Here is a 14,423-nt window from a genome sequence, read left to right as displayed (position 1 = left end):
GGATGAATCCGATTTTCCGCGCGCTGAACCCCAAATCCCAGGCACAAAAAAAGACGCCCAAGGGCGTCTTCTTCTGTTTCGGATTTGGTGGAGCCGGGGGGATTTGAACCCCCGTCCGCCAGTACTCCGCTGTCGGTACTACATGCTTAGCCGTGTCTACTGAGTTAATCCGCAGCCGCCCGACGGGCAGGGTGCTTTGGACGAGTTGGGTAAGTTTTAGTCGCTTTGCCCCCAACGTGCTACACGACGATCCTGTTCTGTATGACAATCACTTCGGGTTTACAGGCATCCCCTGGTGATTGCTGGAGCCGAAGCTACCAGGAGAGCGGGCTCAGCTGCTTACGCAGCGAGAGCGTAGCCCTCGTAGTTTTCGTCATTGGCAACTATAGAAAGTTGCAACAGTGGATTTACGAGTTCTGTTACCAACTCGGCATGCACCTAGAGTTTCGCTACCGGCGTCGAATCCTGATCGGCCCCACACTCAGCTCTAGCTGACGTATCTCTCGACACGTGCCGCCGAGTATACGCCTTTGCGCGGGCGGCGTCGACTGCTGGTGCCGCCGCCCGTTGCAACAGAGCGGCTCAGGCGCCGCTGCCGCCGGCCGAGCCGCTGCCTTTCTCGGTTTTCTCAAGACGCTCAAGCACCTTGCTGGTGATGGCGATGCACTCCTTGGTGTCGCCGCTGGCCTGGGCGGCCTTGGCTTTGTCGACATGCTCGGTGAGTGCCTTGTCCAGGCCTTCGGACGTGGCGCCGGCGGTGGCCATGCTGTCGTCGATCTTCTGCAGGTTGATCGCGCAGAGGTCATCGGCAGCGAATACAGGCGAGGCCAGCAGGGTGGCGGCCGCGAAGAGGGCGGAAAGCGCTGTACCTTTCATGGGTGTCTCCTGGTGAAGGCCTCTGGAAGGTGGGCCTGAAAGGTGGACTGTGGCCATTGGCCAAGGGTTCCATCGGGTTGATCGGGCGATCCACCAAACCCGTCGCGAGTAAAGAGGGTGAGGCAACCGGTCACGCGGCAAACAACCACACAGCCTGCCCTGGCATTCGGGACTATGCTTCCCAACAGCCGTTGATCTGGATCAATCGTTCCAGATGAAACGAGTTGGCCGCCTGGCCAGAATCCCTGCGATCGAACAGAACAATTCGACAACAGCGCACTCGATTACCGTGGGGGCAGTGAGCGCGAGGGTCACGAGCCCGAACGCCCGGATTACCTGAAGAGGAAGCACTATGTTCGGTTTAGAGGCCTTGGAGCTCGCCCGAATCCAGTTTGCGTTTACCGTATCCTTCCACATCCTGTTCCCGGCCATCACCATTGGCCTGGCGAGCTACCTGGCGGTCCTCGAGGGCCTCTGGCTGAAGACCCACAACAATGTCTACCGCGACCTCTACCACTTCTGGTCGAAGATCTTTGCCGTCAACTTCGGCATGGGGGTGGTCTCGGGGCTGGTCATGGCCTATCAGTTCGGCACCAACTGGAGCCGTTTCTCCGATTTTGCCGGTGCCGTCACCGGGCCTTTGCTGACCTACGAGGTGCTGACTGCCTTCTTCCTCGAAGCGGGTTTCCTCGGGGTCATGCTGTTCGGCTGGAACCGCGTGGGGCGGGGGCTGCACTTCTTCGCCACGGTGATGGTGGCGCTCGGCACGCTGGTGTCGACCTTCTGGATCCTTGCCTCCAACAGCTGGATGCAAACGCCCCAGGGCCACGAGATCATCGATGGCCGGGTGGTGCCGGTTGACTGGCTGATGGTCATCTTCAACCCCTCGTTCCCCTACCGCCTGATGCACATGGCCACCGCTGCGTTCGTGGCCACGGCGTTCTTCGTCGGTGCGTCGGCGGCCTGGCATCTGCTGCGCGGGCGGGATAATCCGGCGGTGCGCAAGATGCTGTCGATGGCCATGTGGATGGCGCTGATTGTCACGCCGATCCAGGCGGTGATCGGCGACTTCCATGGCCTGAACACGCTCAAGCATCAGCCGGTGAAGATCGCCGCCATCGAGGGCCACTGGGAGAACAAGCCCGGCGAGCCGACGCCGCTGATCCTGTTCGGCATCCCCGATATGAAAGCCGAGACCACGCGCTTCAAGGTGGAGATTCCGGCGTTGGGCAGCCTGATCCTGACCCACAGCCTGGACAAGCAAGTGCCGGCGATGAAGGAGTTTCCGCCTGAAGACCGGCCGAATTCGACCATCGTGTTCTGGTCGTTCCGGGTCATGGTCGGGCTGGGCTTCCTGATGATCTTCGTCGGCCTGTGGAGCCTGTGGCTGCGCAAGCGCGGCACGCTCTATACCTCGCGGCCGTTCCTCCATCTCACGCTGTGGATGGGGCCGTCGGGGTTGATTGCGATTCTTGCGGGCTGGTTCACCACCGAGATCGGTCGTCAGCCGTGGGTGGTGTATGGGCTGATGCGCACGGCGGACGGGGTGTCGAACCACAGCTACGGGCAGCTCGGCTTCACCCTGGTGATGTTCGTGGTGGTGTACTTCGCGCTGTTCGGTACCGGTCTTGGCTACATGATGCGCCTGGTGCGCAAAGGGCCGCACACCGGGGAGGGTGACGCACAGCCGCCGGGCGGTCCGGGGCAGAAACGGACGCCAGCGCGGCCGTTGTCGGCTGCCGACGACGGTGGTGCGGACCACGATACTGCCAGCCTGAACAAGGGGAACTGAGCCATGGGTATCGATCTTCCGCTGATCTGGGCCGTGATCATCATCTTCGGGGTGATGATGTACGTGGTCATGGATGGCTTCGACCTGGGAATCGGCATGCTCTTCCCCTTCGTCAAGGGCGAGCGTGACCGTGATGTGATGATGAACACCGTCGCCCCGGTATGGGACGGCAACGAGACCTGGCTGGTGCTGGGCGGTGCGGGGCTGTTCGGGGCTTTCCCGATGGCCTATTCGGTGGTGCTCGAGGCGCTGTACCTGCCGCTGATCCTGATGTTGGTGGGCCTGATCTTCCGTGGCGTGGCCTTCGAGTTCCGCTTCAAGGCCAAGGACGACAAGCGTCACCTGTGGGACAAGGCGTTCATCTGGGGTTCGCTGGTGGCCACTTTCTTCCAGGGCGTGGCGCTGGGGGCCTTCATCGAAGGCTTCAAGGTGGTCGACCGCCACTACGCTGGTGGCGCGTTTGACTGGCTGACGCCGTTCAGCATCTACAGCGGCTTGGGCCTGATCGTGGCGTACACGCTGCTGGGTTGCACCTGGCTGATCATGAAGACCGAAGGGCCGCTGCAGAAGCAGATGCATGACCTGGCGCGGCCGCTGGCGCTGGTGCTGCTGGTGGTGATCGGCATCGTCAGCCTGTGGACGCCGCTGGCTTATCCACAAATCGCCGATCGCTGGTTCAGCATGCCCAATCTGATCTGGTTCATGCCGGTACCGGTGTTGGTGCTGGTGACCTTCTATGGGTTGCTCAAGGCGGTGGCGCGCAACGCCAACTACACGCCGTTCCTGCTGACGTTGGTGCTGATCTTCCTGGGCTACAGCGGGTTGGGTATCAGCCTGTGGCCGAACATCATCCCGCCGTCGATCTCGATCTGGGATGCCGCTGCGCCAGCGCAGAGTCAGGGCTTCATGCTGGTGGGGACGCTGTTCATCCTGCCGTTCATCCTGGGGTACACCTTCTGGAGCTACTACGTGTTCCGCGGCAAGGTGACCCACGACGATGGCTACCACTAGGGAGTGCCGGGCGATGGATATCGAGGAGAAGAAACCGCTGTGGCAGCGCCTGGGTTGGCTGGTGCTGATCTGGGCGCTGAGTGTCGCGGCGCTGGGGATCGTGGCCTATGGCATGCGCATGTTCATGAGTGCGGCGGGATTGAGTACGCATTGAGCCGGGTAGGAGCACCTTCCTGGTTCAAAATCTAAAGGCCAGCCCAGTCCTTGTGGGAGCGGGCTGGTCCCGCGATCACCGGCGCAGCCGGTGCCAGGCACCGCAGTGCCCTTTTCGCGGGACCAGTCGGGACGCAGAACCGCCGCTCTCACAGAGGTCACGTCCGGTTTAATGAACGCTGTTGCGGGCGATTTCCAGATCGTTCAGCAGGCCTTTGGCCAGTGCGCTGAGGTAATGCAGTGCTGTGATGGAGGCCGGGGCGGCCTGTTCCTGGTCGCTCAGGTCGCGGATGCAGCCCACTAATACCGAGACTTCCTCCAGCAACCGCTCCGGTGACAGGCCGGGTTGCACGCGGAACATGTCCAGGAAGCTTGCGACGCCTGCGGTGGTGTAGTCGTTGGGGTGATCACTCATGGTCGAGCCCTCGCATCTACGGGGCTGGGGATGAAGCGGGGTGGGTCGGGGACGATCTTTTTCATGGCGAATATCCAGTATCGATAGATGAAACCGCCGTTCATCCTTCTCACCAGATGAGGGTGGCAGCCGCGTATGGGGTGAGAAAACCGAGGATACTGGAACCCGGCCAGACCGAAGTCTGCCCATACACGGCCGCCATGACTGCAAGCCTGGGTCAATATCGTTCGGGTTTCTCACGCCCGGTCGCCAACTCGACGACCCAGCGACGGTATCCCTGAGACATTTCCCCGACAATCAAGACGCTTCCGCAAAATGCGTAGGATAGTTCCCAGGAAGATTTGCTTGAAGCTGGCAGGCTGCAGATTCAGAAACGTCCTATCCGGCGCCTGAATTTTTTGTGGGAGCGGGCTTGCCCGCGAAAAGGACACTGCGGTGGATGGCACCGGCTTCGCCGGTGATCGCGGGACAAGCCCGCTCCCACAGAAGACTGGTTCCCACAGAAGACTGGCTGGTTTCAAACCCTAAGCCTTCCCGGCATTGGGCTGGCCTTTGGATTTTTTACAAGACAGTTGGCCCTACGATCACTTGCGCGCCTTGAGCACCACGAACTTCGGCGTCGCCGCGACCTGCTCCACACCGCGGAATAACCGCGACAGCTTGCTGTGATAGCCCAGGTGGCGATTGCCGACGATGTACAGCGCGCCGCCGACCACCAGCGCCTCCCGGGCCTGCTGGAACATGCGCCAGGCGAGGAAGTCGCCAACCACCTGCTGCTGGTGGAATGGCGGGTTGCACAGCACCACATCCAGCGACTGCTTCTGCTGCCCGGCCAGACCATCATCAGCATGGATGTCCGCCGCGCGATCACCCAGTGCCGCCCGCCAGTTTTCCCGCGCCGATTGCACGGCCATGTACGACTCGTCCACCAGGGTGTAGTGCGCATCCGGGTTGACCTGTGCACTGGCGATGGCCAGCACGCCATTGCCGCATCCCAGGTCGGCGACGCGGGCGCTGCCGAGGTTGCGCGGCAGGTGCGGGAGGAAGGCGCGGGTGCCGATGTCCAGGCCTTCGCGGCAGAACACGTTGGCATGGTTGACCAGCTCCAGCGCTGGGCTGTCCAGGCGGTAGCGGGTGGGGTAGGGCGAGGTGGCGACAGGTCGCTCGCCGACCGTGGCGATCAACAGGCGTGCCTTTTTCTGCGCAAGCGACGCCTGGACCGGGCCGATGTACTGCTCCATCAGGTCACCGGCGGCGCGGGGCAGGTGCTTGATCATCGCCCCTGCGATCACCTCGGCGCCGGGCGCCAGCTTGCCTTGCAGGCGGATCAGTTGTTCCTCGAGCAATGCGAGGGTCTTGGGCACGCGAATCAGCACACGGTCGAACGGCCCTTGCCAATGCTCGCTGGAGGGTATGAAGGGCACGGCGTCGTAGGGTTTGCCATTGCGCGCGAGGTTTTTTTCCAGGGCCAGGTGGGCCAGGTGGGAGTCGCCGCTGCTGGTCACCTGCACATGGCCGGTGAGACTGGCCGCCAGGGCGCCGAAGCTGTCGTTGAGGATCAGCACGCGACACGTGGTTTGCGGTGCCTGGGCTGCCAAGTGGCTCAGCAGGTACTCGTCGGCAGCGTCGAAGGCTTGCAGGGGGTCGTTGTTCTGCTCCGGTTGACGGATCAGGTCGAGTTCGGCGAATGGGCTGGTCAGCAGGGGCATGGGGGAACGGGCTCGATGCGGCTTTGCCTGCGGTGGATGATCGCAAGCGTCAAAGCGTTCGATTCTACAGGGCTTTGCCGGTAGCGGGCAGTTACTTCCAGATCAGGCCGCGGGCGGCGGCAACTGCGGCGGCAGCGGTCTTGTTGGACACGCCGAGCTTGGTGATCACACTGCGGATATGGAAGTTCACGGTACTCTGCGACAACGAGAGAATGCAGGCGATGTCGGACGCGGTCTTGCCGTCAGCGGTCCACTTGGTGACTTCCAGCTCACGGTCGGTCAGGGCAGGGGCTGGGTCCATCAGTCTGCGGTGATGTTCGCAGATCAGTTCATGCAGTACGTTGTGCAGCCAGAGCAATTGTGCGCTCTTGGTCAGGAATTCGAGCGTCGAGACCTTGTGCTCGGGGCGGGCCACGCTGAGCTGGCTGGCGTGGTTGATGTGGTCGTAGAGCGACTGCGTCCACCCATGACGCAGGCCATGGCTGCAAGCGAGGCTGCGGTATTCGGGGGCTTCGTCGTAGAGCTTGTCTTCCCAGAGCACCGGGACCGTGGAGCGGCGGCTGAGGGCTACGATGGGGTCTTGCTCGATGAAGTTGCGATCCGCCTGGTAGTGGGCATTCCATTCTTTTGGAAAATTGTTGTACAGAATTACATGGGCACGTTGCGCGGGAACATGCAGGTGCAGGGCAAGCCCCAGGTACTCCATGTCCATCTCCTGAACGAGTGCGATGGCGTGGTCGAACATACGTTCGGGGTGCCTTTCGCCCAGTAATATCTGGAGATTTTCGGGCTTCCAATGCGACATGTTGTTGCTCCAAGTGGATCCACATTTTGGTGACATCCATCCGAGTGTAGGAAAAGCCCACCAAAGCGCTGGAAATTTTTCGCTATAGCGCATGTTCAAAAGTGGATTTTGTTGTACCGAATCTATACGAGACCCTACAGCTCCTCGGTGTTCCTGGGCGCCACTTTGCGCCACACTTGGCGCATTCACCTCGGGAGTCCGTCATGACCGCCAGTGCCGACAAATTCACTTCACAAACCCTGCTCGATGTCCAACCTCTGACGCCGAACCTTTTCAGCCTGCGCGTAACCCGTGATGCGGGGTTCCGTTTCCGTGCCGGGCAGTTCGCGCGCCTTGGGGTGGCCAAGGCCGACGGCAGTGTGGTGTGGCGGGCCTACTCGATGGTCAGCGCGCCCCATGACGAGTTTCTTGATTTCTTTTCCATCGTGGTGCCGGGCGGTGAGTTCACCAGTGAGCTGAGCCGGCTGGGAAAGGGTGACACCCTGCTGATCGACCGCCAGGCCTTCGGCTACCTGACCCTGGACCGCTTCGTCGGTGGCCGCGACTTGTGGCTGCTGGCCACAGGCACGGGTATCGCCCCCTTCGTGTCGATCCTCCAGGACTTCGAGGCCTGGGAACGCTTCGACAACATCAAGCTGGTGTATTCGGTGCGTGAAGCCAAGGAGTTGGCGTACGTGGATCTGATCGCCGGGCTTGAACAGCGCGACTACCTGGCCGAGTTCGCCGGCAAGCTGCAGTTCATTCCGGTGGTCACGCGTGAGGTGCACCCTGGCGCACTGAATGCGCGGATCACCACGCTGATCGAGAACGGCGAGCTGGAGCGGGCTGCGGGGCTTGAATTTTCGCCGGAGCATTCGAGGATCATGCTGTGCGGCAACCCTGAAATGATCGACGAGACACGCAAGGTGCTGAAGGCGCGCGACCTGCAACTGAGCCTGAGCAAGCGGCCGGGGCAGGTGGCGGTGGAGAACTACTGGTAGGAACGCTATCCGGGGCCGTATCGCGGCCCCGGAACGTTTTGGTCAGGGCTGGCGGTTCTGCGCCTTGAGCAGGTCGCGGATCTCGGTCAGCAGGGTTTCCTGCGGCGTCGGCACCGGCGGGGTGGTGGGCGCCACGGCCTCTTCGCGCTTGAGGCGGTTGATCGCCTTCACGCCCATGAAGATGGCGAAGGCCACGATCACGAAGTCGATGACGGTCTGGATGAACTTGCCGTAAGCCAGCACGACTGCCGGGATATCACCCTGCGCAGCCTTGAGCGTGATCGCCAGGTCACTGAAGTCCACCCCGCCGATCAGCAGGCCCAGTGGCGGCATGATCACGTCGCCCACGAACGACGAGACGATCTTGCCGAAGGCCGCGCCGATGATGATACCAACCGCCATGTCGACGACATTTCCCTTGACCGCGAAGGCCTTGAACTCGCTGAGCACGCCCATGTTTTATTCCTTTGTAACAAATGGTGAGGTAAACGCAGTGTAAGCCACTAAAACGCTTCATGCGCTGCATTCAGGGCTACAGACTGCCATTAGAACGAATAGTTTTGTCGCACGCAGCAGCGCCCGAGGCACATCGGGCTTGGGCTATCATGGCAGTCTTTGCCCAGGAGACTGACCCGATGGCCAAGGCCAAGCGCTTGTATGGCTGCACCGAGTGCGGCGCGACCTTTCCCAAATGGGCCGGCCAGTGTGGCGAATGCGGCGCCTGGAACACCCTGGTCGAGACCATGATCGAAAGCGGCGGCGCTGCAGCGCCTGCCGGGCGTGCGGGCTGGACCGGGCAGCAGGCGCAGATCAAGACCCTGGCCGAGGTGAGTGTCGAGGAGATCCCGCGCTTCACCACCAGCAGCACCGAACTCGACCGTGTGCTCGGCGGCGGCCTGGTCGATGGTTCGGTGGTGCTGATTGGCGGTGACCCGGGTATCGGCAAGTCCACCATCCTGCTGCAGACCCTGTGCAACATCGCCACGCAGATGCCTGCGCTGTACGTCACCGGCGAGGAGTCGCAGCAGCAGGTGGCCATGCGTTCCCGGCGCCTGGGCCTGCCCCAGGACCAGCTCAAGGTGATGACCGAAACCTGCATCGAAACCATCATCGCCACGGCGCGGGTTGAAAAACCGCGGGTGATGGTGATCGACTCGATTCAGACCATCTTCACCGAGCAGCTGCAATCGGCTCCCGGTGGCGTGGCCCAGGTGCGCGAGAGCACGGCGCTGCTGGTGCGTTATGCCAAGCAGAGCGGCACGGCGATCTTCCTGGTTGGCCACGTCACCAAGGAAGGCTCGCTGGCAGGCCCGCGGGTGCTCGAGCACATGGTCGACACCGTGCTGTATTTCGAGGGCGAATCGGACGGACGCCTGCGCCTGCTGCGAGCGGTGAAGAACCGTTTCGGCGCGGTCAACGAGCTGGGTGTGTTCGGCATGACCGATCGCGGCCTGAAGGAAGTGTCCAATCCCTCGGCGATCTTCCTCAACCGCACTCAGGAAGAGGTGCCGGGCAGTGTGGTGATGGCCACCTGGGAGGGCACCCGGCCGATGCTGGTCGAGGTGCAGGCGCTGGTCGACGACAGCCACCTGGCCAACCCGCGACGGGTCACCCTGGGCCTGGACCAGAACCGCCTGGCGATGTTGCTGGCGGTGTTGCACCGCCACGGCGGCATTCCCACCCATGACCAGGACGTGTTCCTCAACGTGGTCGGCGGGGTCAAGGTGCTCGAGACCGCCTCTGACCTGGCGCTGCTGGCAGCGGTAATGTCGAGCCTGCGCAACCGCCCGTTGGCCCATGGCCTGCTGGTGTTCGGCGAGATCGGTCTTTCTGGCGAGGTGCGCCCGGTGCCCAGCGGCCAGGAGCGCCTGAAGGAGGCGGCCAAGCATGGCTTTAAACGCGCCATCGTGCCCAAGGGCAACGCCCCCAAGGAACCGCCGGCAGGCTTGCAGGTGATTGCGGTGACGCGTCTGGAGCAGGCCCTGGACGCACTGTTCGAGTGATCGCACTTCTTGCAAGTGATTCTCAGTAGCGAGTAGCATTCCGCCACCTTGCGACCACCAGCTGGAGTGCGTGTGGCGGAGTCCGACCTCAAGCGCTTGTTCATCAAGCATGCGAAAACCCTGCAGGGGCTGCTGACGCGCAAGGTGCGCGATCCGCAGCTCGCTGCCGATCTGGTGCAGGAAAGTTTCCTGCGCCTGGCCGAACAGCAGCGCCAGGAAACCATCGAAAACACGCCGGGCTACCTGTACCGCACGGCGCACAACCTGATGATCGACCACCTGCGCCAGCAACAGCGGCGCAAGACCGACCCGGTGCCCCACGAGGCTCTCGAAGGCATCGTCGAAGAACGCCCCGGGCTTGAGGAGCAGGCGGCGCGCGAGCAGCATCTGCGGCGCCTGCAAGCGATGCTTGAAGAGCTTCCCGAGCGCACCCAGCAGGTGTTCCGCCTCAACCGCCTGGAAGGCATGACCCACGCCGAGGTCGCCCGCCACCTGGGGATTTCCGACAGCTCCGTGCAGAAGCATCTGGCCAAGGCCCTGGCCTATGTGATGCAGTGCCTGCAGGACGGTGGATGACGAGCGGTTTACTGACAATTGCCCCTTCAGACGTCAGCCCAGACATAACCAGATCGCGAGAGAACCGTGTGAGCAGCGAGAACCAGCCCGAGCAAGCGATTCGCGAGCAGGCCGCCGAGTGGGCGGTGCGCGACAGTGCCGGCCCCTTGAGCGATGAGCAGCAGCGGGCGCTGGAGCAGTGGTGCGCCGCCGATCCGCGGCATGCCCAGGCCTATGAGTTCGCCCGCACGACCTGGGCCGATCTGGGGGCCTTGGGGCAGATCGCGCCGCCTGTGCGCCGCGCATCGCCCTCCACGCTGGCCCGGCCAGTGCCTCGCCGTTCGCGCCTGCGCCGGGCGATGACCGGCGTGGCTGCACTGCTGGTGCTGGCCTTTGGTGTCGCGCAGGCGCCGCAGTTGCTGCTGGACTGGCGTGCGGACTACATCACCGCGGCCGGCGAAGTTCGCCGCGTGACGTTGCCTGATGGCAGCCAGGTCGACCTGGACAGCCGCAGCGCCATCACCCTGGCCTTCGACGACCGCGAGCGGCGTGTGCGCCTGCTGGCGGGGGAGGCGGTGTTCAGCGCCGCGCCGGTGTCGGCGCAGGAGCGCAGACCCTTCGTGGTCGAGTATGCCGGGGCGACCACTCGCGCGCTGGGCACGCGCTTCGTGGTGGGGCAGGCGGGCGAGGGCGGTTGGGTCGGGATGCTCGAACACCGCGTGGCCGTCGATCTGCTGACACCGCCAGCGCGTGGCCGTACCGATCAGGTGGTCGAGCAGGGGCAGAGCGTGCGTTATGACCACGCCAGTGGTGTGAGGCCCTGGCCGGAGCAGAATCTGCAGCGCGCCACCGACTGGGAGCGTGGGGTGCTGGTGTTCGAGCGTCAGCCGCTGGCCGAGGTGGTGGCGCGGCTCAACCGCTATCGTCCGGGGCGCTTGATGGTGGTGGATTCGCAGTTGGCGCAGCGCGAGGTAAGCGGAGTGTTTCGCCTTGACCAGCTGGCGGCGGTTGGCGGAGTGTTGAGCGATGAGCTGCAGGCGCAGCGGCTCGAGCTGCCTGGGTTGACCTTGATCTACTGATCTTTGCTCGGTGGTGTTCTTTTCGCGGGCAAGCCCGCTCCTACAGGTACTCCACTGATTTCTGTAGGAGCGGGCTTGCCCGCGAAAAGAACACCACGGTGGACGGCACCAGCCATGCCAGTGAGCGCGCCCCCTTCAGCCCCCGCAAAATCTTTTTTTCATTTCCCCTTACTGACTTTTCCATCCCCGCACGTCTGATTGTTGAGATTGATTTTCATTACTAGAAAACGCCAACAACAGACGAGCCTTCGCAGTGACCACGCCACGACAACAGACCCTTCGACCTTTCGGTCGCCTCGCCCTGGCCAGCAGCCTGGTCCTGGGCACCTGTGCCTTGCCGATGGGGATCGGCATGGCACACGCCGCGCCAGCGACCAATGCCGCCAGCCGCCAGATGATCCAGTTCGACATCCCGGCCCAGGCCCTCGACAGTGCCGTACTGGCCTACGCCGAGCAGTCGGGCGTGCAGGTGTTCTTCGACAGCCGCAAGCTGGCCGGGCTCAACAGCGCCGGTCTGCACGGCGCGCATGCTGCTGAAGACGGCCTGCGCCAACTGCTGCAGGGCACCCCGGTACGCTATCGCTTCAGTGCCGCCGGCCAGGTAGGGCTGGAGCGGGTGGAGGCCGATGGCCCGGCGCTGGAGCTGGGGGCTACGCATGTCGAGTCGACCCGTGACGGCGACTGGGTCTACATGACCCCGCGCTCGGTCAGCGTCGTCACGCGCAAGCAGATCGACCAGCGCCCGCCGCGCCACGCCGCCGACATGCTCGAGCAGACCGCCGGGGTATACACCGCGGTCAACCAGCGCGACCCCGGGCTCTCCGTGAACATTCGCGGCGTGCAGGACTATGGCCGGGTCAACATGAACATCGATGGCATGCGCCAGAACTTCAGCGTCAATGGCCACCAGCAGCGCAACGGCGTGATGTTCATCGACCCCGAGTTCGTGCAGAACGTCGAGATCGACAAGGGCACCTCCGCCGGCATGGGCGGCGCCGGGGTGATCGGCGGGATCGCCAGCTTCGCCACCCTCGACGCGCGCGACCTGCTTGCCCCTGGCAAGGAAATCGGCGGCCGCCTGCGCGCCGGGCACGGTATCGGCGAGCTGGGCAACGGCACCTACTTCAACGGCAGTGCGCTGTTCGCCGTGGGCAACGAAGTCGGCGACATCCTGGTCGGCCACAGCGAACGGCATTTCGGCGACTACCGCAGTGGTACGCAGAGCGCCGGCAACCTAGGCACCCAAATGCGCGGCAAGCTCGAAGACCGTCAGGCCTGGAAGAGCTGGCTCAACGGCGAGGTCGGCGGCATGGACAGCGTGACCCGCTCGCAGATCTTCAAGCTCGGCCTGAACCTGCCCGATGAGCAGCGTCTGCAGTTCAGCTACTTCGAGACCGACACCGACAGCAAGGACGCCTGGACGGTAAAGGACTCCGGCAGCCACGACTACTACTACCGCGTCACTGGCACCAACGACATCAACGCCAGGAACGCGGCCCTGGACTACAGCTTCAATCCCAACGAGCTGATCGACTTCAAGGCCAAGCTCTACTACGTCACCACCCGGCAGGATCGCTGGAACGCCAACAACGCCTCCTCCGAGAACAGCGGCAACCGTGTCGAGGACTACACCGATCGCTACCAGACCGACACCTGGGGCCTGCAGTTGCAGAACACCTCGCGCTGGCATCTGTTCCAGGTCGACAGCCTCACGTTCAACTATGGCAGCGAGGCTTTCCAGGACACCTTCCGCCCCAGCACCAACCGCGTCGCCGCGGTCAACGAAACCGAGTCGCTGCCTTACGTGCAGGGCGCGAATCCCAAGGGCAAGCGGGTCATGGCCAGCTTGTTCGGCAACCTCAGCTACGAACATGACGACTGGCTGGTGGTCGATGCCGGGCTGCGCTATGACCGCTATCGCCTGACCGGCAAGACCGGCGTCACGACCTGGATGTACCCCGAGGGTGTCACCGAGACCAACCTGCGCCGTCAGCGCACCGACCTGCTGTTCGAGGAAGACCGCGAAGAAGGCCGCTTCTCGCCGACCTTCGGCATCGCCGTGAAGCCGGGGCTGGACTGGCTGCAGGTCTATACCCGCTGGGGCCGTGGCTGGCGTCCGCCGGCGGTGACCGAGGCGTACATGAGCGGCCGCCCGCATGGCGGGGGCAACGAGATGGTCTATCCCAACCCCTTCCTCAAGGCCGAGGAATCGCACAACTGGGAGCTGGGGCTGAACATCTTCAAGGAGTCGCTGCTGCGCAGTGGCGACCGCTTCGCCGCCAAGATCGCCTACTTCGACACCCGTATCGACAACTTCTCGTTTCTCGACACCAACGCCAGCCTGCCGGGCTCCAGCGTATCGGGCATCGCCCTGGGCCGCTCGGTGTACCAGAACAACCTCGAGACCACACAGTTTCGTGGCGTGGAATACAGCCTGGACTATGACGCCGGCGATTACTACGGCCAGCTCAGCTACACCCACATGATCGGCAGCAACGACTTCTGCTCCAACCAGTTCTACCTCGGCGGCGCCCAGCAACTGGTCAGTGCCGGTACCGTGCTGCGCCCGGTGCAGGTTGGCAGCCGCATCATCATGCTGCCGGTGCGGGTCTCGCGCGCCGAAGCCAATGCCACCGAGAACAACCGCGTCAGTTGCGGCGACATCATGGGCAACGCCTCCTATATGCCGGCCGACCGTGGCTCGCTGACCCTGGGCATGCGTTTTCTCGACAAGACCCTGGATGTCGGCATGCGCCTGCGCTACAGCGAGGGCAACGGCAAGAACCTCGACACCCACGGCTACAGCCAGATCGACCAGGCCATGTGGCCCAAATACAAGGTCTACGACCTGTACGCCAGCTACTGGATGACCCCCAGCCTGAACCTTGCGCTGTCGTTGGAGAACGCCACCGACGAGGCCTATTTCGTCGCCATGGGCGACGTCAACAACCTGTCCCTGGCCCGCGGCCGGACCCTGAGCGGCATGCTCGAATACCGATTCTGAAACACCCGCGTTCGCCCACTCCGGGCAACACGAGGGCAAGA

Annotated in this window: 13 protein-coding genes and 1 other RNA gene; 8 read left to right on the top strand and 6 right to left on the bottom strand. The window is 63.3% G+C overall.

The features are described from left to right. Positions 1-85: 85 nt before the first annotated feature. Together ssrA and IAE40_RS08875 are read right to left on the bottom strand one after the other, a co-directional pair. Positions 86-477, bottom strand: a transfer-messenger RNA (tmRNA) gene (ssrA, locus tag IAE40_RS08880). Between the two features lie 105 nt (positions 478-582). Next, positions 583-876, bottom strand: coding sequence for a hypothetical protein (locus IAE40_RS08875; protein ID WP_112899183.1), 294 nt, complete (start codon positions 874-876; stop codon positions 583-585). Between the two features lie 352 nt (positions 877-1,228). Between IAE40_RS08875 and IAE40_RS08870 the strand changes: the two genes are divergently transcribed. The 3 genes from IAE40_RS08870 to IAE40_RS08860 are packed head-to-tail and all read left to right on the top strand — an operon-like array spanning position 1,229 to position 3,833. Further along, the gene (locus IAE40_RS08870) at positions 1,229-2,668 is read left to right on the top strand and encodes a cytochrome ubiquinol oxidase subunit I (RefSeq protein ID WP_200603036.1); all 1,440 of its coding nucleotides are present in this window, start codon (positions 1,229-1,231) and stop codon (positions 2,666-2,668) included. 3 nt (positions 2,669-2,671) lie between these two features. Next, entirely contained in the window at positions 2,672-3,679 is a 1,008-nt protein-coding gene (gene cydB, locus IAE40_RS08865; RefSeq protein ID WP_054894034.1) for a cytochrome d ubiquinol oxidase subunit II, read from the top strand. A 13-nt stretch (positions 3,680-3,692) separates the two neighbouring features. Further along, the gene (locus IAE40_RS08860) at positions 3,693-3,833 is read left to right on the top strand and encodes a DUF2474 domain-containing protein (protein WP_063546145.1); all 141 of its coding nucleotides are present in this window, start codon (positions 3,693-3,695) and stop codon (positions 3,831-3,833) included. 168 nt (positions 3,834-4,001) lie between these two features. On the opposite strand, the gene IAE40_RS08855 is transcribed toward IAE40_RS08860, so the two are convergent. From IAE40_RS08855 to IAE40_RS08845, 3 genes are all read right to left on the bottom strand, one after another. Continuing rightward, a complete protein-coding gene (locus tag IAE40_RS08855; protein WP_200603035.1) occupies positions 4,002-4,247 on the bottom strand; it encodes a hypothetical protein in 246 nt (81 codons plus the stop codon). Positions 4,248-4,831: 584 nt separating this feature from the next. After that, the gene (locus tag IAE40_RS08850; RefSeq protein ID WP_200603034.1) at positions 4,832-5,956 is read right to left on the bottom strand and encodes a methyltransferase; all 1,125 of its coding nucleotides are present in this window, start codon (positions 5,954-5,956) and stop codon (positions 4,832-4,834) included. Positions 5,957-6,047: 91 nt separating this feature from the next. Then, entirely contained in the window at positions 6,048-6,761 is a 714-nt protein-coding gene (locus tag IAE40_RS08845) for an autoinducer binding domain-containing protein (RefSeq protein ID WP_200603033.1), read from the bottom strand. A 203-nt stretch (positions 6,762-6,964) separates the two neighbouring features. Here IAE40_RS08845 and IAE40_RS08840 point away from each other — a divergent pair, with 203 nt between their 5' ends. Next, entirely contained in the window at positions 6,965-7,741 is a 777-nt protein-coding gene (locus IAE40_RS08840) for a ferredoxin--NADP reductase (RefSeq protein ID WP_197893251.1), read from the top strand. 42 nt (positions 7,742-7,783) lie between these two features. Here IAE40_RS08840 and mscL read toward each other — a convergent pair whose 3' ends face one another. Beyond that, positions 7,784-8,197, bottom strand: coding sequence for a large-conductance mechanosensitive channel protein MscL (gene mscL, locus IAE40_RS08835; protein ID WP_112899179.1), 414 nt, complete (start codon positions 8,195-8,197; stop codon positions 7,784-7,786). A gap of 179 nt (positions 8,198-8,376) precedes the next feature. Between mscL and radA the strand changes: the two genes are divergently transcribed. The 4 genes from radA (at position 8,377) to IAE40_RS08815 (ending at position 14,382) form a co-directional block, all read left to right on the top strand. Continuing rightward, positions 8,377-9,744 carry a DNA repair protein RadA gene (radA, locus tag IAE40_RS08830; RefSeq protein ID WP_054894041.1) on the top strand — a complete coding sequence of 456 codons (1,368 nt, stop codon included), beginning with the start codon at positions 8,377-8,379 and terminating at the stop codon, positions 9,742-9,744. Between the two features lie 72 nt (positions 9,745-9,816). Further along, complete coding sequence (locus tag IAE40_RS08825; RefSeq protein ID WP_054894042.1) at positions 9,817-10,320, top strand: RNA polymerase sigma factor; 504 nt, start codon at positions 9,817-9,819, stop codon at positions 10,318-10,320. A 68-nt stretch (positions 10,321-10,388) separates the two neighbouring features. Further along, positions 10,389-11,378: a FecR family protein gene (locus tag IAE40_RS08820; protein WP_200603032.1), complete on the top strand. Its 990-nt coding sequence runs from the start codon at positions 10,389-10,391 to the stop codon at positions 11,376-11,378. 340 nt (positions 11,379-11,718) lie between these two features. After that, on the top strand, positions 11,719-14,382 hold the full coding sequence (locus tag IAE40_RS08815; protein WP_200603073.1) for a TonB-dependent receptor: 2,664 nt from the start codon (positions 11,719-11,721) through the stop codon (positions 14,380-14,382). Positions 14,383-14,423 lie beyond the last annotated feature (41 nt).

This window comes from Pseudomonas sp. S44 (genome assembly GCF_016624805.1).
In the GTDB taxonomy this organism is placed as follows: Bacteria; Pseudomonadota; Gammaproteobacteria; order Pseudomonadales; family Pseudomonadaceae; genus Aquipseudomonas; species Aquipseudomonas machongensis.
This window is presented reverse-complemented; position numbering and strand designations above follow the sequence as displayed.